The sequence below is a fragment of the Amycolatopsis sp. NPDC051045 genome (assembly GCF_040682955.1).
Taxonomy (GTDB): Bacteria; Actinomycetota; Actinomycetes; order Mycobacteriales; family Pseudonocardiaceae; genus Amycolatopsis.
This window is the reverse complement of the sequence record NZ_JBFBCC010000006.1, coordinates 328,997-345,958: the sequence shown is the minus strand read 5'-3', so window position 1 is coordinate 345,958 and position 16,962 is coordinate 328,997. Positions and strand designations below refer to the sequence as shown.

The following is a 16,962-nucleotide window of genomic DNA, read 5'->3' as shown; positions in this document are numbered from 1 at the left end:
AGCCGACGTTTTCGAGGCCGTAGGGTGACTGCTTCCGGCCTCCGCCGGGATCGGGCAACACCGACGTGGTGCAGAGGTCGTGCACCGAGCCGCACACCGCCGAGGCCTTCGAGGTGCTTCCGTTGGGCGAGGGCCCGATGCCGACATCCTCGAGGTCTACCAGCGCACTCTGGCCGGTGCAAGGCCGACGCCCGGCAGCTCCGCGCGGTCTGCTCCTACCGCTTCGCCACTGAAATGACGGCGCCCGCGAGATGAGTGTTCCCCGACGATCGGCTCGGAATCGCTGCGCAACGCGCTGGAGTCGCCGGCGGTTCCTCGCCCGGTGAAGCCCGGCTTCGGCAATATCGGATGATGTGGACATGCAACCGATCGAGCGGCTCCCGATCTCCTTCGAGCGGAAGTTCAGGCCGTGGCGTTATCACCTGAGCCATTCGGAGCTCAGTCTCCGCAGCTTCGACCCCGCTTCGGTGGAAGATTCCGTCGAAATCACCTTCTACGGGGTGCTCGGGCTTAAGTTGAAGACGGTGTATTCGCCGTTGGAGATCGCGCGTGCGGACGACGACCAGGCGCGGGAGATCCTCGAAGTTGCCGGCATCGGCGTGGATCGTGCATCCGACGTCGTCACCCTGGCCCTCAAGTCGAGCGGGCCGGACGGGTTGGTGGCTTGCATGAGCTACTCGATCCGCTCGCGCCCGCGACCGCTGTCGGACGATGCATACGTTGCTTCGGAGGAGGGCTGGACCGTCATCGCCCGAGGGTGACGGAGGGCCTGCATGGCAGGTCGCCATCGCTGTTCCCGGCCGAGGCACGGAACCCGGTGCAATCCCGCTGGACTCCACAACTAGAGTTTTCGCGGGGCGAGGCCGCGAGGGGGAACCATGTCCGCACCACAGCACGATCCTGAACTATTCGACGAGCTGATGCGCGAGGAACTCCGTCATCAGCCGGTCAGCCGGTACGCGATCGCCACGCTCGTGGTGGGTCTGCTCGGCGGGCTGTTCGCCCCGGTGTTCGCGGCCGTCGCGGTGGTGCGGATCAGGAAACACCGGCAGCGGGGCTGGGCGCTGGTCATCTGCGGGCTGGTGGCTTTCGCCGGTTGGGTGGGCGTGGCCGCGTACAAGGTCGGCACCGGGACGGCGTGGTGGCAGCCGCAAGCACAGCAGGCGGTACCGGAACGGCTGCCCGAGGGAGTGGCGCACGGGTCCGATCTCGTCGCGGGTGACTGCTTCTGGTCCCCGCCGGCTTCCGGCGCCACCGATGTGGTGCGGAGGTCGTGCACCGACCGGCACAACGCCGAGGCGTTCGAGGTGCTTCCGCTGGAACCAGGCGCGATGCCCGACATCGTGGAGGTCTACCACCGGACCCTGGCCCGGTGCGAGGCCGGCGCCCGCCCGGTCCCCGGCGCCCGCGTCCAGGTCATCACGCCGGCCACCGAGAGCTGGGACCAGGGCAAACACCGGGCGGTCTGCTACTACCGCTTCGCCACCGACATGACCGCGTCCGCGCGCTGAGCCGACCGACGGTCCGGTCGGACGACGACCCGCTGGACGAGGCTCAAGACTCCACCGGTTTCGTCCAAGCCACCTGAACCAGCCCCGTCCCGTGCCGCCGCGACACCAGCGTCCCGCGCCCCGGCGGTTGCGGTGACGGCTTCACGTCCGCCAGCAACGCCCCTTCGTCCTTCGTCCCCGACATGATCAACCCCGGCGAGCCCAGCTCCCGCAGCCGCTGCAGGACCGGCTCGAACAACGCCCGGCCCGCGCCGCCGGAACCCCGGACGATCACCAGGTGCAGCCCGATGTCCCGCGCCTGCGGCAAGAACTCCAGCAACGGCTGCAACGGGTTCCGCCCCACCGTCGCCACCAGCTCGTAGTCGTCCACCAGGACGAACAGCTCCGGCCCCCGCCACCACGACCGGTTCCGCAGCTGCTCCGGCGTCACCGAAGGCCCGGGCAGCCGGTTCCGCATCGCCTGAGCGCACTCCGCGATCAGATCCGTCAGCTTGCCCTCGGCGCCCGCGTACCCCAGCAGGTGCGGCTCCGGCACCGCGCCGAGCAGACCGCGGCGGTAGTCCGCCACGATGATCGCCGCTTCCTCCGGCGTGTACGCCGACCTGATTCCTGCGGCGACAGCCCGCAGCAGCGAAGTCTTCCCGGACTCGACGTCGCCGAAGGCCACGAAGTGCGGGTCCGCCGCGAAGTCCAGGTACACCGGGCGCAACGTCGATTCCGCGATGCCCAACGTCACCTGGCGCGACGGCGCCGCGGGCAGCGTGTCCAGGGGCACTTCCGGCGGCAGCAGCCGCACCTGCGGGGCGCGCGGTCCCTGCCACGCCTCCGAGATCCGCCGGGTCAGGTCGACGCCGCCGGTGCCGATCGTCTCCGGGCGCTGGTCGGCGTCGATGCGGGGCAACGCCGCCAGGAAGTGGAGCTTTTCCGCGGTGATGCCGCGGCCCGGGCGGTCGGCGGGGACGTTGGCCGCCACCTTGCGGTCGATCGAGGAGTCCATCGGGTCGCCCAGGCGCAGCTCGAAGCGCGTGCCGATCGCGTCGCGCAGCTGGGCGCGGACGCCGATCCACTGGTTGAGCGAGACGATCACGTGGATGCCGAACCCGAGCCCGCGCGCCGCCAGCCCGGTGATCTGCTCCTCCAGCTGCTCGTACTCCTGGCGGATCGTGGTCCAGTTGTCCACGAACAGGAACACGTCGCCGAACTCGCGGCCGTCGGTGCTCTCGGTGAACTCCGAGCGGCGCTGGCGGAACGTCGCCATCGACTCGATCCCCCGCTCGGCGAAGAACTCCTCGCGCTGCTCCAGCAACGTCGTCAGCTCGGCGACGACGCGGCGGCAGCGCTGCGCGTCACGGCGGGTGGCGTAGCCGGACACGTGGGGGAGACCCGCGATCGGCGCCAGCGCGCCACCGCCCATGTCCAGCACGAACAGCTGAACCTCGGCCGGGGTGTGCGTCAGCGCCAGCATGCCCGCGATGTCCTTCATGAGCGTCGACTTCCCGCTCTGCGGCGCGCCGACGATCAGCGCGTGCCCGGCCGCGCCGGAGAAGTCGGCCCACAGCATGTCCCGGCGCTGCTCGAACGGCTTGTCCACCAGCGCCACCGGGATCGTCAGCTTGCCGTTGCCGCCCCAGCCGAGCGGGCACAGGCCGCGCGCCGCGTCCTCGCCCAGCGGCGGCAGCAGCTGGGCCAGCGTCGGCGGCTCGGCCAGCGGCGGCAGCCAGATCTGGTGCGCGGCCGGGCCGCGGCCCTCCAGTCGCGACAGCATCGCGCCGATGATCGTTTCGCCCGTGCCCTCGGCCGACAGGGCCGGAGCGATCTCGGTCGTCACCGGGATTTCCACCGCCGCCAGGGAAAACGGCAGCACGCCCAGTTCCTGCCCGTCCTCGCGCACGACCGTGCTCCGCGGGGGCAGCTGCCCGGAAACGTAGGCCGCCTTGAGCCGGACCAGCGTTTCGGTGTCGGACTTCAGGTACGCCGAACCCGGCACCGGCGGCAGGTGGTAGGCGTCCGCGACGCCCAGCACGGCCCGGCTTTCCGCCGCGGAGAACGTCCGCAGCCCGATCCGGTACGACAGGTGCGAGTCCAGCCCGCGCAGCCGGCCTTCCTCCAGCCGCTGCGAGGCCAGCAGCAAGTGAATGCCCAGCGATCGCCCGAGCCGGCCGATCGCGACGAACAGGTCGATGAATTCCGGGCGCGAGGACAGCAGCTCGCTGAACTCGTCGATGATCACCAGCAGCGACGGCAGCGGTTCGAGCGCCGCGCCGTCCGCCCGGGCCTTCTCGTAGTCGCGCACCGACGCGTAGTTCCCGGCCGCGTGCAGCAGTTCCTGCCGCCGCAGCAGCTCGCCGTTGAGCGCGTCGGCCATGCGGTCGACCAGCGCGAGGTCGTCGGACAGGTTGGTGATGACGGCGCACGTGTGCGGCAGCCCGGTCATCCCGGCGAAAGTCGCGCCACCCTTGAAGTCGATGAGCGCCAGGTTGAGCGTCTCCGACGAGTGCATCACGGCCAGCGCCGTCACCAGCGTCCGCAGCAGCTCGCTCTTGCCGGACCCGGTCGCGCCGATGACCAGGCCGTGCGGGCCCATCCCGCCCTCGGCCGACTCCTTGAGGTCCAGCTCGACCGGACGGCCCTCCGGGTTGACGCCCAGCGGGATGCGCAGCCGGTCGCGCGCCGCGCGCGGCGCCCACGTGACGGCGGTGTCGGTGTCGCGCGGGTCGCCGATGCCGAGCAGCCCGGCCAGGCCGAACGTCGCCGACATCGGCTTCTCGCCGACGACCGCGGCGGGGGTGTGCAACGGCGCCAGCATCCTGGCGAGGGCTTCCGCGGCGCCGCGGTCGAGGACGTCCGGGCGGCCGAGGAAGCCGAGCCGCTGCTCGCCGCCGTCGCCGACGACCATGCCGAGGGAACCCGGTGCGGTGTGCAGGCTCAGCAGCTTCTCGGTCGAGGACGCCCGCGGGTGCTCCTGGCCGACCTCGATCACCGTGACACCGAGCCGGCCGTCTTCGCCGATCAGCCGGGGCTCGCCGTGGGCGGTGCCGCCGTCGACGACGACCACGAGGTGGGGCAGGTCGAGCTCGGCCGCCGCGCGCCGGCTGAACGCGGGGCGTTCGCCCAGGTCGGTGCCCAGCAGCTCGGCCAGCCCGGCCGCGGTGTCGGCCGCGAGCCGCCGCAAGCCGACGGCGTCGGCCGCGCCGGCCGCCGTCGCGTGCGGCAGCCACTTCGCCCATTCCCAGTCGTGCCGGCGGTCCGGCGGCACGCAGACGGCGACCCGCAGGTCCGCGGGGGAGTGGAAGGTGACGAGCTGGCACAGCAGCGCCCGCACCAGGCCGAGCACGTCCGGCCGCCGCCCGGCCACGGTGACCGCGGCGAACGACCGCAGCGACAACGCGACCGGCAGGCCGTCCACCGTCGAGTAGGTGCGGATGAAGTGCTTGAGGCTGGTGGAGGACACCGGGTCCAGGTCTTCCAAGGGCACGGTCTGCGGCGCCTTCAACGGCGTCGCGAGCCGCTGCGGCCCGGTGCCCGCGCGCACCTGCGCGAACTGGGAGTCGCCGCGCCGCCGGTCCCACAGCTTCCCGGCCTCGACGTAGGCCCACAGGTCGGCCGGGTCCGGCTGGACGGCGATCATGGCCGCGCGCTGGCCGTCGGCGATGTCCCGGACCTGGGCGCGCAGCCCGGAGAGGTACCGCTGGTAGTCCCGGCGTTCGTCGTTGATCTGCGCCTTCTTCGCCATCCCGCCGCGGCCCAGCGACATCACCACCATGCCGCCCATGGCGCAGAGGAACAGGGCGCCGAACACCCACGTCATCACGCCGCCGTCGCGTCCGATGTAGACGAACGACATCGCGCCCATGCCGAGCATCATCGGCAGGAACATCATCAGCTGCACCATGCCGCCGGACGAGCTCTTGGGGAGCATCGGCGGGGACTGCAGCACGATCTCGCTCGGTCGGTCGGACGGCAGGCTCATCTGAACAGGTTGCTCCAGTTCGAGGGCGGTCTGACCGGTATTTTGGCCACTTGCCGCCACGCCGCGGTGGGTACTTTTGCCGTCCGCCCGCTTCCGGGGCCGAACTTACGCTCAGCCGAGCACGCCACCCCGGAAGGAGACCCATGGCCGGCGAGTACCGGGCTGAGCCCGAGGCGATGCGCTCCGCCGTGGGCAACGTCGGGGGCATCATCGCCCACGGCATCAACGCCGTGGGCGACCTCGAAAAGCTCGTCGTGCCGCCGATGTCGTTCGCGAGCTTCGGCAGTGCGGTCGCCGCCGCGAACGCGGCCCTGCACTCGGGTCAGATCACCGCCGTCCGGACGCTCCTGCAGCTGCTGCAGCAGATCAACGGGCTCGTCAAGGCCAGTGCCGACGCCTACCAGGCGGCCGACCGGGACGCCGCCGCCGGCTACGGCGGCGGGCACGCTCCGACGAGCCCGGCGTCGTCGATCTGGGGCAGCTCGCACGCTTCCGAGCTCGCCACCCTGGCCATCAACGACAGCGCGGGCGCCCACGGCGAGCCGTCGTCGGTCGGGAACGTGTTGCGCTACCTGGGGGACGCGCGGCTCGGCAGGCTCGGCGACCACCCGATCACCGACGCCCGCTTCCACGGCGTCACCGACTTCAACGACTGGCTCGCCGGCGACGCCGGCAACCAGGCGCGGGTCGGGCTGATCGAGGTCTACGCGGGCACCGCGCGCACGTTCTCCGACGTGCCCGGCGGCGTGCACAGCGGCGACGTCGTGGTCGTCGAGCCGCTGCTGTTCTCCGACCGCCGGCCGGTCATCGGCGTCGCCGGCGACGGCGGCCGCCTCTACAACCACGGGCTGCTCGACGCCCGCACCGGCGGGCTGGCGAAGGTCAGCGTCTACCGGCCCGCTTCCGTCGTCTGATCGTCCGCCCCTCGAACTTATGTGAGGATCGATGCTGACTTTCCCGAACTCCAGCGCGATGGACGCGACCGCGTCCTCGGGCGGGCCGATCACCGTCCTGCCGCAGATCGTCACCGGCCGGCCGGAGCAGATCGCGAAGCACGTGGCCGACCTGGTCAAGAAGGCCGAGCAGTTCCTCGCCATGTACAACGAGCTGAGCAAGGCCGCCGACCAGCTCGGCAAGATCTGGTCGGGGGCGGCGAGCGAATCGGCGCTGAAGAAGATCAGCGACTCGCTGGACCAGCTGACGAAGATCATCGACGTCGTGCAGAAGGGCGCCGAGCTGCTCGGGGTCTCCGGCACCCTGATCAAGACCGCGCAGGAGGCCTACCGCGCGGTGGTTTCCGCGGTGAACCCCACGGTGGCCGCCCTGATGTCGAACTGGTGGACCTACGGCGCGGCGGTCGCTTTGTCGACCGCGACGAGCGCGTCGCTGCGGGCGTTCATCACCTCGATCGGCGCGCTGCTCAAGGCGCTGGGCGCGGCCGACCTCGCCCAGCAGGTCACCACGCTGGCGCAGGTCATCGGCGAGATCGAGAAGCTCTTCCACCACGGCTCCGGCAGCTCGGGCGCGACGACGCCGTCGATCGGGAACACCCCGGTCACCGCGCCGCAGACCCCGCCGCCGGTGGCGAGCCCGTCGGGGCAGCAGGCGGTGGCGGGCGGGAGCGGCGGGGGGATCCCGCAGCAGCCTGCGTTCACCGACTACACCCCGCCCGCGCTCGCCACCGGCGGCGGTTCCAGCGGCCCGGCGGCGATCGGCGCGGGCAACCCGTCGAACAGCTGGATCCCCGTCGACCACCCCGTGACGACGGCGCCCTCGACCGGCTCGGTGCCCGCGCCCGCGCCGGTGCCCGCTCCCGCGCCGGTGCCCGCTCCCGCGGCCGGGCACGCCGACGAGGTCGTCATCCACACCAACCTCACCACCGGTGAGTCCACTGTGGAGGCTCCGGGCGGCCAGGACTTCGACCTCGACATCGACCTGGACTACAACGGCAGGCACTTCAGCCAGCACGTCGGCTACGACGCGGCCGGGAACTAGCCGATGGCGGGCTCGGGCGTGGTCGACGCATCCGGCGTGGTCAGCTCCGTGCTGTCCGGGTACCGCCGCGTGCTCGTCGAGTGCCGCCGACGCGTCACCGGTGATCCCGGGGCGCTGAGCGCCGCCTCGCAGCGCGTGGCCACCCGGGCGGCGACCGTTTCGGGCCGGGCGCGCGAAATCGACGAGTCCGCGAAGACGCTGCACGCGGACTGGGACGGCGACGCCTACACCGCCTTCGCGGCGGCTGCGGGCGAACTCGGCCGGGAACTCGCCGACGTCGCCGCGAAACTCGGCGACCAGGCGAACCGGCTCGGCACCGCCGCCCGGCTCGTGCAGTCCGCGGAGGCCGCCGTCGGCTCGGTGCTCGCGCAGTTCGACCAGTACGGGGCCCAGCTGACCGCCCAGGCCCGCGCGGTGAACTCCGCTTCGGTCGGCGCGTTCATCCAGGCCGCGCGGCAGCTCGGGGAACAGAGCGTCGCCGCGGCCCGCCAGGTCGTCGACGAGTTCTCCGACGCCCTCGCCGAGCTGTTCCCGCCCGAAGGCGTCGGACGCCTCGAGCACGAGCTGGGCAAGTGGGCGCGCGGGCCGCTGCACTGGCTCAACGGCGAGCCGCTGGACGGCCGGAAGCGGCCGCGGACCGTGCCGTCGTGGTTCGGCAACTCCGGCTGGAAGAAACTCACCTGGGACGGCCTGGAAGGCACCCGCGCGCCGAAGAAGGCGGACACGCCGTTCGGGCAGCCGGAGGCTTCGGGTCTGAAGGAGAAGATCGGCCGCAACACCGAGATCACGTACTACAAGTTCCAGCACGAGCAGGACGGCTTTTCCCCCGAGTACGACGGGAAGATCACGTCGAAGGGCTGGGACGCCGGCGCGTCCGGGCACGCGGAGCTCGCGGCGCTGCACGGTGAACTCGAAGGCAAGAAGGAGTGGGGCGTCGCCGAAGCCCACGCCAAGGGCACGGTGTTCGCCGGCGGCGAGGTGAGCGCGTCCGGCACGATCGGCGCGCACGGTGTCGGCGCGCACGCCAACGCCTTCGTGGGCGGGAAGGTCGAGGGCGAGCTCGCCGCGGACGTCGCGGGCATCGGCGTCGGCGCGAACGGCACGCTGCAGTACGGCCTCGGCGCACAGCTCGACGCCCAGGCCGTCTACGACGCCGGGCACCTCAAGGTGAGCTTCAAGGCGGGTGCGGCGCTCGGCCTCGGCGCCGGCGTGGGCGCGAAGATCGACATCGACCTGCCGAAGCTCGGCCACACGATCGGCGAGTACGGCGGCGCGGCGGCCGACGCCGTGAGCCACGCGGCCGGCGACGCCGCGGACGCCGTCGGCTCCGCTTGGGACGACGCCGTTGCGTACGTGGGGCTGTGATGACGCTCCCCCTCGACTTCGTCATCCCGGACGGCTGGACCGCCGTCGACCCGGGCGGCTCGGGCGCGGTGTTCGTCGCCGTGCACCCGGTGCCGGGCGAGGACTTCACGCCGAACATCACGGTGAGCGTGCAGCAGCGACCCGACGACGTCTCGATCGACGCCGTCGCCGCCGAAGCCGTCGAACGCCTGGCGCGCACGCTGGCCGGGCTCGAGGTGCTGAGCCGCCGCGACGTCGGCGACCCGGCCGCGCCCGCCGTCATGCAGCTGCTGCGCCTGCGCACCGGCGAAGGCAGCGAGCTGATCCAGACCCAGGTGCACCTGACGGTCCCCGGCGCCACGCCGGAGGACCGCTTGGTGCTCGAGCTCGCCTGCACGGCCGCGCCCGCGACCGCCCGGCGGCTCTCACCCGGTTTCCAGCGGTTCGTGGCCAGTGTCCACGTCCGCCAGCACGAAGGGACGCAACAGTGACCGATCCGCACGCGGTGCCGGACATGGACGAGCTCCTATCCCAGGTGCGCAAGCAGACCGAAGAGGTCCAGCGGATCCAGCGCACGGTCGAGGCGATGGAGGTCAAGGCGCACTCGCGGCAGAACGAGGTCACCGTCACCCTCCGCGGCGACGGCCGGTTCACCTCGATCGACATCGACCCCCGCGCGATCCGCGAGTACGACGCCCGCAACCTCTCGGAGATCGTCCTGGAGGCGGTGAACGCCGGGCTGCAGAAGCTCGCCGAGGCTTCGAGCGCCAAGTTCGCGCCGGTGATCGCGGCCGCGAAGAACGCCTGATGACCGCCGACGTTCTTTTTCCCGCGGAGGCGGCATGAGCACAGCCTCTCTCACGGGGACGACGCGGCGGGTCACCGTGGTGACCCCGAGGGCCCGCGTCGACGTCGCCCTGCCGCAGCAGTCGACGTTCGCCGAGCTGGTGCCGCAGCTGGTCCGGCTGGCCGGAGCCGCCGGGCAGGCGTCGGCCGAACATCCGGGCTGGGTGCTGTCCCGGCTGGGCGGCGCGCCACTGGCACTGGGACTGAGCGTCGCCGCGGCCCAGATCCGCGACGGCGAAGTGCTGCACCTGACCCCGCGGGAGCGCCCGCGGGGCCCGCTGCTGTTCGACGACGTCGTCGACTCGATCGCCAGCGTCGCCGACGCCGACGGCGGCTGGGGCCCGTCGGTCGCGCGGCGGTCCGGGCTGGTCGCCGCGGTGGTGCTGTTGCTGGCCGGTGGCCTGCTGGTCCAGGCGGCGGCGTCGGGCAGCGTCCTGGCGCCGATCGGGACGGGCCTGCTGGCGTTGGTCCTGCTGCTCGGCGGCGGCGCGTTGAGCCGTGCGTACGGCGACGCCGAAGCGGGCGCGGCCGGGGCACTGGCCGGCGTCGGCGTCGCGCTGCTCGCGGGAATGTCGGTGCTGCCACCGCATCCGCTGTTCTCCCTGTCGGCAGGCCCGCTGGCGGCGGGCTTCGCGGCGGTGACGGTGTACGGCGTGCTCGCGGCGGTCTCGGTGGCCGACCGCCTGCCGTGGTTCGTGGCGATCACCGGCGCGGCGGGCTTCGGCGCGCTGACTTCCGGGGTCGTGCTCCTGGCCGGCGTTTCACCGTGGTCGGCGGCGGCGGTGGTCGCGGTGCTCTGCACGGCGCTGGCGGCGGTGGCCCCGATGGTGGCGTTGCGCCTGGCCCGCTTGCCGCTGCCACGCGTGCCGGACGACATGGCGGCGTTCCGCGCGGACGAACAGCCGTCGCTGGGCACGGAGATGATCGGCCGGACGTCCCACGCCCAGGCGGTGCTGACGGGATTGCTGGTGGCACTGGGTTTGGTGGTGCTGGCGGCTTCCGTCGTGCTTTCTTCGGGAGGGCCGTGGGAAGCGGGGCTGGCCGCGTTGCTGGGGGTGGCGTGGATCCTGCGGTCGCGGTCGTATGCGCGCCGCGCGCAGCGCTTGGTCCTGATCGGCTTCGGCGTTCCGGCGCTGGTGTGCGCCGGGGTGTGGCTGGTGGCTTCCGGGCAGCGGACGGCGGTGTTCGCGGCGGGCTGCGCGGTCGTCCTGGCGGCGGTGCTCTGCCTGGCGTACGCGACGCGGGTGGCGCGAGGGCTGCGTTCGCCTTACTGGTCGAGGCTGCTGGACGTCTCGGAGTTCCTGGTGCTGCTTTCGCTGGTCCCCTTGGTGGGCATGATCGCCGGGGTCTACGAGGCCGTCCGCGGCTGAGCAGGCCCGAGGTCCCCTTGACGGCGACACTCGGGCCCTGTTAAGACTGATCTTTGGGAGCGCTCCCAGGCTGTTTCTCGACGTCCGCAGCCGACTTCAGGGAGATGTCATGACACCACGTCGAAACCGGTCCGAGATCGCGGGTTCGCCGCTCCTGAGCCGGCGGACAGTGCTGGCGGCGGGCGCCGCACTGCCGGTGCTGGCGGCGGGGACACCGGCCGCGGCGGCCACCGCGGTGGTCGTCGAGCCGTCGAACGTGCAGCAGACGATCCTGGGCTTCGGCGGGATGAACCACACCGTCTGGATCAGCGATCTCACCGCCGCTCAGCGTGAGACGGCGTTCGGCAACGGTACGGGGCAGCTGGGATTCACCGTGCTGCGCATTCCCGTGCACGAGGACCGCGCCAACTGGAGCCGCGAGGTCGCCACGGCCAGGCGGGCGAGTGAGCTCGGGGCCAAGGTCATCGCTTCGCCGTGGAACCCGCCTGCCTCGATGACCGAGAGCTTCTCCGGAGGCAAGCGGCTGCGGTACAACTCCTACGGCGCCTATGCGCAGCACCTGAACGACTTCACCGCGTTCATGGCGAACAACGGGGTGAACCTGTACGGGATCTCGGTCCAGAACGAGCCGGACTACGCGCAGGAATGGACAGCGTGGACCGCGAGCGAAATCGTCAAGTTCCTGCGCGAGAACGCGGGCACGATCAGCACCAGGGTCATCGCGCCCGAGTCGTTCCAGTACCGCAAGAACCTCTCCGATCCCATCCTCAACGACGCCACCGCACTGGCGAACGTGGACATCATCGGCACGCACCTCTACGGCACCCGGTCCGCGGACCTGCCCTACCCGCTCTTCCAGCAGAAGGGCGGCGGCAAAGAGCTGTGGATGACCGAGGTCTACCACCCCAACAGCACCGACTCCGCCGACCTGTGGCCGCAGGCGCTCGACGTGGGCGAACACATCCACCGCGCGTTGGTGGACGGCCGGTTCCAGACCTACGTGTGGTGGTACATCCGCCGCTCGTACGGTCCGCTGCGCGAGGACGGGCAGATCAGCAAGCGCGGCGCCACCATGGCGCACTTCTCGAAGTGGGTCCGCCCCGGCTACTCGCGGATCACCGCGACCGCGAACCCGCAATCGAACGTCTACATTTCGGCGTACAAGAGCGGATCCCGGATCGTCATCGTCACCGTCAACAAGAACACCTCGGCGGTCGACCTCGCGTTCACCATCCGGGACACCGGTTCCGCGACCGCCCAGACCTGGCTGACGAACGAAAGCGCGACCCTCGCGCGCTACAACGACGTCACCATGGCGAACGGAGCGTTCAACGCTCAGTTGCCGGCCCGCAGCATCCGGACATTCGTCGTGAATTGAGCTGTCCGCTGTGCCGGCGTGAATTCGGTGGTTGGGCGGCCGGCGGACGTGGCATCGTCGGCCTCATGTCTGTGGAATTGATCCGCGCCGGCCGCCTGACCGATGCTGTCCCGTATGCCTACGCCTCGGTGGTACCCGCCGGTGCCCGGCTCGTGCACACCGCCGGCGCGTGTCCGATCGACGAGCACGACCGGGTCGTAGCGCTCGGTGACGTCGCCGGGCAGGCCCGGCAGGTCATGGACAATCTCGAAGTGGCGCTGCAGGCGGCAGGGGCTGCGCTGACCGACGTCGTGCGGACGACCGTCTACGTGGCGAGCACCGACCAGGCGGACCTCGTGACAGCCTGGAACGTGGTGCGCGCCCGGTTCGGCGGCCACGACGCGCCGAGCACCTTGCTCGGCGTCACGGTGCTCGGCTACCGGGGCCAGCTTGTCGAGGTCGACGCCGTTGCCATAGCGAAGTGATCCACCGAGGTCGGTGCGGTGCTGCAGGCGACCCGGGTTCGACCGGACTTTCAGCTGTCCAGCGCGAGGGGCAGGGTGCGGCGCACGCCGGCGCCGTGCCGGCCGTGCAGCGGGACCACCGGGAGGTTCGGCGCGGGAACCGGAGCACCCGGCCGCGCCCCCACCCGGACCGTCACCTCCGCCTTCTCCCGCCCACCCGGCGTCCGCGTCAGCGTGTACGACGTCGCCGTGAAAGCCGCGCCCGGGACCGACACCTCCAGCACCCGCGGCGAACGCGGCGTGAAACACACCTGGGCCGCGCCACCCCACGTCCACGAGCGCCAGCCCTCGGGCGCACCGGAAGCGGCCCCCTGGACCCCCAGCGCCACCCGCAGTTCCTTCGCCAGCTCGCCGGCCTCCAGCACCGTGCTCTGGTAACCGGCTTCGGCCAACGCGCCCATCAGGCTCAACGCCGCCGACGCCGTGCTCCGCAACGCCCCGAGATCGCCGCCGCCTCGGGCCAGCGCCGCGATCGGCGCCTGGTCCGGCCGGTAGCGCACCGCCAGCCACCGCACCCGCAGCACCTGGTCGCCACGCGGGATCGCCCACGTCAGCAGCTGCGCCGAGGCCAAGGGGACGTCCGTCCGGCGATACGCCGAACACAGGACGTCCACCAGCGAATCCGGTGTCCCCGTGCCCGGCGTCAACCTGACCAGTGCGCTCCACCCGCCGTCGACCTCCGCGACGCCGAAACGGTTGCCCGCCCGGTCGACGTGCTGGCGGACCTTCACCGGCCCGGCCACGCACAGCAGCGGGTCCGGGCTGTCGCGGCGCGTGTCGTGGCGCCGCAGCCGGTACGCCGTCCAGGTCAGCGCCCAGCCCGCCAGGTGACGGCCCGCGAAGCGCACCGACGTCAGCAACACGGTCGAACCGGCGAGCACGCTCACGCCGATCCGCGTCGGCTGCGGGACGGTGTCGACCAGCCACGCCAGCAGTACGGCGATCGCGGCGATCTCCCACACCGCGGCCTGCAGCGGCCGGACCGGCAGCAGCCACGGCACCGGCGTGGCGGTGGATCGGGACGGTGCCGGGCGGACGGCGCCGGCGGTATCGACGGACACGGGTTCCCCTTTCCCCGGGCCCCGACGCTACTGCCTCCCCGGATCCGGCGTGGGCGTAAAAATTACCCTCGCCGCCCGCCGGTCCGGTGCCTAGCATCGGGCGCTCGGAGGGTTGACACACACAGCCGGGGGCACAGCAGCGTGTGGACGCAGCGGGACCAGATCCAGGCGTACCAGTTCCTCCGCCGCAGGCTCGTCTCCGCGCTCGTCGCCGCCGACGCCAACCACCCCGTCTCGCCCAGCCGCCGTCTCGTGCTGGGCACGGTGCTGGGGGTGGTGGCCGCCCTCCTGGTCACCGCCGTCTTCGGGATCATCGGCCTGCTGAACCCCTCCGGCGGCAAGGACTGGCTGGCCGGCGGCAAGGTGATCGTCGAGGAGGGCACCGGCGCGCGGTTCGTCCTCGGCGCCGACGGCGTGCTGCACCCGGTGCTCAACTACGCGTCCGCGCGGCTGCTGGCCGGCGGGAACGGCGACGCGACCGTGTCCGTGTCGCCGGAGAACCTCGGCAAGGCGGGCCGCGGCACCCAGATCGGCATCCCGGGTGCGCCCGACTCGCTGCCCGCGGCGGGCGCGCTCGTGAGTGCCGCGTGGACGAGCTGCAGCCGCACCACCCAGGACGCGCCCGCGTCGGCCGAGCCGCGCACCGCCGTCCTGCTGGCCGCGCCCGCGTCCGGCGTCGAACTGCCGCGGGATCAGGGCGTGATCGTGCGGCTGCCGCGGGGGGAGCGGTTCCTGCTCGCCGGTGGCCGGCGTTACAAGCTGAGCGACGAGGCCGCGACCGCGCTGCAGTTCGACAGCTACCCGACGATCGCGGTGTCCTCCCGGTGGATCGACACCGTCCCGGCCGGACGCGACCTCACCGCGCTGCCCGTCGGCGGCGCCGGTGACCCGGGGCCCGCGGTAGGTGGCCGCGCCACCCGCGTCGGCGAAGTACTGGCCGTCGTCGACGCGATGGCCGCGCCCGGCACCGCCACGTCGTACTACCTGGTCCGCCGGGACGGTCTCGAGCCGGTCGGGCAGACCGAGGCGAGCCTGCTGGTGACGACGGAAGCCAACGCCGCCGCCTACCCCGGGCCGCCCGCGCCGGTGGAGGTCCGCGCGGCCGACGTCGCCGCCGCGCCGAAGGTCGCCGCGCCGCGCACCGGCGGCGCCGACCCGGCGGCCTATCCCGACCGCATCCCCGGCAAGGCGCCGATCACCGGGAACTCCGTGGCGCTGTGCGTTCAGGGCAGCCGGTTGCTCGTTTCGGCGGAATTCCCGCTTCCCGCCGGGGCCAAAGCCATCCAGGTCGCCACCCGGACCGAAGCAAGGGTGGCGGACGAGGTGTTCGTCCCTCCTTCGGGAGGGGCCGTCGTCGTCGAAGCCGGCTCGGTCACCACCTACCTGGTGACCGACACGGGCCGGAAGTACCCGGTGGTGAACGCGCAGGCTTTGGTCTCGCTCGGCTACGGAGGAGTCGCCAGGCCGCCGGTCGCAGGTAGTTTGCTGGCATTGGTGCCGATGGGCCCCGCGCTGGACCCGGCCACGGCCGGGCGGCCGGCCCCGTCGGGTGGAACGGGGTGAAAGTCGTGCACATGACAGAAGAGCGTTCGACCGAGGGTGAACTGGGCCAGGGGCGGGTCCGGGTCGCGGTCATCGAAGACCACCCGCTGTACCGCGTCTCCGTCGAACGCGTGCTGGCCGGGGCCGACTTCGTCGAGCTCGGCGCGGTCGTCGATTCGGTCGCCCGGTTCCACGTGCACCGGCAGCCGCCGGGCAGCGTGGTCCTGCTCGACCTCGGCCTGCCGGGCGTCGCGGGAGCGGCGGCGGTGCTGGAGGTGTGCGAGCTCGGGCACCACGTGCTCGTGGTTTCCGCGCAGGCCGAGCCGGAGGTCGTGCTCGGCGCGATCGCGGCCGGGGCGCGCGGCTTCCTGTCGAAGGACGTCGACGCGGACGAGCTGCTGATCGCGATCAAGACGGTCGCCGGCGGCGGTGCGTACGTCTCGGCGGTGGTCGCCGGGATGATCATGAAGGACAACGCCGACCGGCCTGCCGTGTCGGCCGAAGCGGAACTGTCGCCGCGCGAGGAACAGGTGCTGCGGCTGGTGGCGGCGGGGGAGCGGGACGTCGACATCGCGCTGATCCTCGGCATCGGCGTCCGCACGGTGCGCGGCTACCTCGACCGGATCCGCGACAAGACCGGCGAACGGCGGCGGCCGGGGCTGGTCAAAGAGGCCATCCGGCGCGGCCTGATCGGCGGCGCGGGCCCGCGGCGCGGCGGCCGCAAATGAGCGACGAAGCGCCGTCTCCGCGGCGGATCCGCGTGGGCGTGATCGAGGACCACCCCCTTTACCGGTACGCGCTGAGCCGCGTGCTGACCGAAGCCCCGGACATCGAGCTCGGCGCGGTCGCCGACTCGGTGGCCCGGTTCGCGGTCCAGGACCAGCCGGCGGGCAGCGTCGTCGTCCTCGACCTCAAGCTGCGCGGTGTCCAGGACGCGGCCGCGGTCCTGGAAGTGGGGCAGATGGGGCACAAGGTGCTGGTGGTGTCCGCGCACGCGGAGCAGCCGGAGGTCCTCGGCGCGATGCAGGCGGGTGCGAAGGGCTTCCTGTCGAAGGACGTCGACGGCGACGAGCTGCTGCGCGCGATCCGCACGATCGCCGACGACAACGCGTACGTGTCGCCGACGCTGGCCGGGATGATCATCCAGGACAGCGAAGAACGGCACGCGGGGCCGAAGATCGTGTTGTCGGAGCGCGAAAAGCAGGTGCTCCGGCTGGTGGCGGCGGGGGAGCGGGACGTCGACGTCGCGGAGATCCTGAACATCAGCGTCCGGACGGTCCGGTCCTACCTGGACCGCATCCGCGACAAGACCGGCGAGCGCCGCCGGGCCGGCTTCGTCCGGGTCGCCATCCGCGAAGGCCTGCTCCGCTGACCCGAACTCGCGTGATCGAGGCCGTACTTCGCGTGATCAAAGCCGGAACTCGCGAGTTCCGGCCTTGATC

At 72.1% G+C, this 16,962-nt stretch carries 15 protein-coding genes; 13 read left to right on the top strand and 2 right to left on the bottom strand.

Going from position 1 to position 16,962, the window contains the following annotated elements; genetic code table 11:
* Nucleotides 1-359: 359 nt before the first annotated feature.
* Together AB0M80_RS17985 and AB0M80_RS17980 are read left to right on the top strand one after the other, a co-directional pair.
* Entirely contained in the window at nt 360-761 is a 402-nt protein-coding gene (locus tag AB0M80_RS17985; protein ID WP_364565572.1) for a hypothetical protein, read from the top strand.
* A 117-nt stretch (nt 762-878) separates the two neighbouring features.
* Nucleotides 879-1,511 carry a hypothetical protein gene (locus tag AB0M80_RS17980; protein WP_364565569.1) on the top strand — a complete coding sequence of 211 codons (633 nt, stop codon included), beginning with the start codon at nt 879-881 and terminating at the stop codon, nt 1,509-1,511.
* A 43-nt stretch (nt 1,512-1,554) separates the two neighbouring features.
* Here AB0M80_RS17980 and eccCa read toward each other — a convergent pair whose 3' ends face one another.
* On the bottom strand, nt 1,555-5,481 hold the full coding sequence (eccCa, locus tag AB0M80_RS17975; protein ID WP_364565566.1) for a type VII secretion protein EccCa: 3,927 nt from the start codon (nt 5,479-5,481) through the stop codon (nt 1,555-1,557).
* Nucleotides 5,482-5,624: 143 nt separating this feature from the next.
* Between eccCa and AB0M80_RS17970 the strand changes: the two genes are divergently transcribed.
* The 8 genes from AB0M80_RS17970 to AB0M80_RS17935 all read left to right on the top strand — a co-directional run bounded on the left by AB0M80_RS17970 (nt 5,625) and on the right by AB0M80_RS17935 (nt 12,878).
* Entirely contained in the window at nt 5,625-6,395 is a 771-nt protein-coding gene (locus AB0M80_RS17970) for a WXG100 family type VII secretion target (protein ID WP_364565563.1), read from the top strand.
* Nucleotides 6,396-6,426: 31 nt separating this feature from the next.
* Complete coding sequence (locus tag AB0M80_RS17965; protein WP_364565560.1) at nt 6,427-7,476, top strand: hypothetical protein; 1,050 nt, start codon at nt 6,427-6,429, stop codon at nt 7,474-7,476.
* A gap of 3 nt (nt 7,477-7,479) precedes the next feature.
* On the top strand, nt 7,480-8,841 hold the full coding sequence (locus AB0M80_RS17960; RefSeq protein ID WP_364565557.1) for a WXG100 family type VII secretion target: 1,362 nt from the start codon (nt 7,480-7,482) through the stop codon (nt 8,839-8,841).
* Nucleotides 8,841-9,311 (top strand): hypothetical protein, encoded by a 471-nt coding sequence (locus AB0M80_RS17955; protein WP_364565555.1) that lies wholly within the window; start codon nt 8,841-8,843, stop codon nt 9,309-9,311. Before AB0M80_RS17960 ends, AB0M80_RS17955 begins: the two co-directional genes overlap by 1 nt.
* Nucleotides 9,308-9,628 (top strand): YbaB/EbfC family nucleoid-associated protein, encoded by a 321-nt coding sequence (locus AB0M80_RS17950; RefSeq protein WP_364565552.1) that lies wholly within the window; start codon nt 9,308-9,310, stop codon nt 9,626-9,628. The genes AB0M80_RS17955 and AB0M80_RS17950 overlap by 4 nt, the downstream gene beginning before the upstream one ends.
* A gap of 34 nt (nt 9,629-9,662) precedes the next feature.
* A complete protein-coding gene (eccD, locus tag AB0M80_RS17945) occupies nt 9,663-11,036 on the top strand; it encodes a type VII secretion integral membrane protein EccD (protein WP_364565549.1) in 1,374 nt (457 codons plus the stop codon).
* A 109-nt stretch (nt 11,037-11,145) separates the two neighbouring features.
* On the top strand, nt 11,146-12,414 hold the full coding sequence (locus AB0M80_RS17940) for a glucuronoxylanase (protein WP_364565546.1): 1,269 nt from the start codon (nt 11,146-11,148) through the stop codon (nt 12,412-12,414).
* Nucleotides 12,415-12,479: 65 nt separating this feature from the next.
* Nucleotides 12,480-12,878, top strand: a complete 399-nt coding sequence (locus AB0M80_RS17935) for a RidA family protein (protein WP_364565543.1) — start codon at nt 12,480-12,482, stop codon at nt 12,876-12,878.
* Between the two features lie 50 nt (nt 12,879-12,928).
* On the opposite strand, the gene AB0M80_RS17930 is transcribed toward AB0M80_RS17935, so the two are convergent.
* Nucleotides 12,929-13,978 (bottom strand): type VII secretion protein EccE, encoded by a 1,050-nt coding sequence (locus AB0M80_RS17930; RefSeq protein ID WP_364565540.1) that lies wholly within the window; start codon nt 13,976-13,978, stop codon nt 12,929-12,931.
* A 141-nt stretch (nt 13,979-14,119) separates the two neighbouring features.
* Between AB0M80_RS17930 and eccB the strand changes: the two genes are divergently transcribed.
* Genes eccB through AB0M80_RS17915 form a run of 3 tightly spaced genes read left to right on the top strand, consistent with a single transcriptional unit; the run spans nt 14,120 to nt 16,892 of the window.
* A complete protein-coding gene (gene eccB, locus AB0M80_RS17925; RefSeq protein ID WP_364565538.1) occupies nt 14,120-15,541 on the top strand; it encodes a type VII secretion protein EccB in 1,422 nt (473 codons plus the stop codon).
* Nucleotides 15,542-15,552: 11 nt separating this feature from the next.
* A complete protein-coding gene (locus AB0M80_RS17920) occupies nt 15,553-16,248 on the top strand; it encodes a response regulator transcription factor (protein WP_364565535.1) in 696 nt (231 codons plus the stop codon).
* Entirely contained in the window at nt 16,245-16,892 is a 648-nt protein-coding gene (locus AB0M80_RS17915) for a response regulator transcription factor (protein ID WP_364565532.1), read from the top strand. Before AB0M80_RS17920 ends, AB0M80_RS17915 begins: the two co-directional genes overlap by 4 nt.
* The last annotated feature ends 70 nt before the right edge of the window (nt 16,893-16,962 follow it).

What these genes read in the sequence shown, in the direction of transcription:
- AB0M80_RS17985 (WP_364565572.1), top strand. Translation starts at nt 360, where the DNA reads ATGCAACCGATCGAGCGGCTCCCGATCTCCTTCGAGCGGAAGTTCAGG.
- AB0M80_RS17980 (WP_364565569.1), top strand. Translation starts at nt 879, where the DNA reads ATGTCCGCACCACAGCACGATCCTGAACTATTCGACGAGCTGATGCGC.
- eccCa (WP_364565566.1), bottom strand. Translation starts at nt 5,481, where the DNA reads ATGAGCCTGCCGTCCGACCGACCGAGCGAGATCGTGCTGCAGTCCCCG.
- AB0M80_RS17970 (WP_364565563.1), top strand. Translation starts at nt 5,625, where the DNA reads ATGGCCGGCGAGTACCGGGCTGAGCCCGAGGCGATGCGCTCCGCCGTG.
- AB0M80_RS17965 (WP_364565560.1), top strand. Translation starts at nt 6,427, where the DNA reads ATGCTGACTTTCCCGAACTCCAGCGCGATGGACGCGACCGCGTCCTCG.
- AB0M80_RS17960 (WP_364565557.1), top strand. Translation starts at nt 7,480, where the DNA reads ATGGCGGGCTCGGGCGTGGTCGACGCATCCGGCGTGGTCAGCTCCGTG.
- AB0M80_RS17955 (WP_364565555.1), top strand. Translation starts at nt 8,841, where the DNA reads ATGACGCTCCCCCTCGACTTCGTCATCCCGGACGGCTGGACCGCCGTC.
- eccD (WP_364565549.1), top strand. Translation starts at nt 9,663, where the DNA reads ATGAGCACAGCCTCTCTCACGGGGACGACGCGGCGGGTCACCGTGGTG.
- AB0M80_RS17940 (WP_364565546.1), top strand. Translation starts at nt 11,146, where the DNA reads ATGACACCACGTCGAAACCGGTCCGAGATCGCGGGTTCGCCGCTCCTG.
- AB0M80_RS17935 (WP_364565543.1), top strand. Translation starts at nt 12,480, where the DNA reads ATGTCTGTGGAATTGATCCGCGCCGGCCGCCTGACCGATGCTGTCCCG.
- AB0M80_RS17920 (WP_364565535.1), top strand. Translation starts at nt 15,553, where the DNA reads ATGACAGAAGAGCGTTCGACCGAGGGTGAACTGGGCCAGGGGCGGGTC.
- AB0M80_RS17915 (WP_364565532.1), top strand. Translation starts at nt 16,245, where the DNA reads ATGAGCGACGAAGCGCCGTCTCCGCGGCGGATCCGCGTGGGCGTGATC.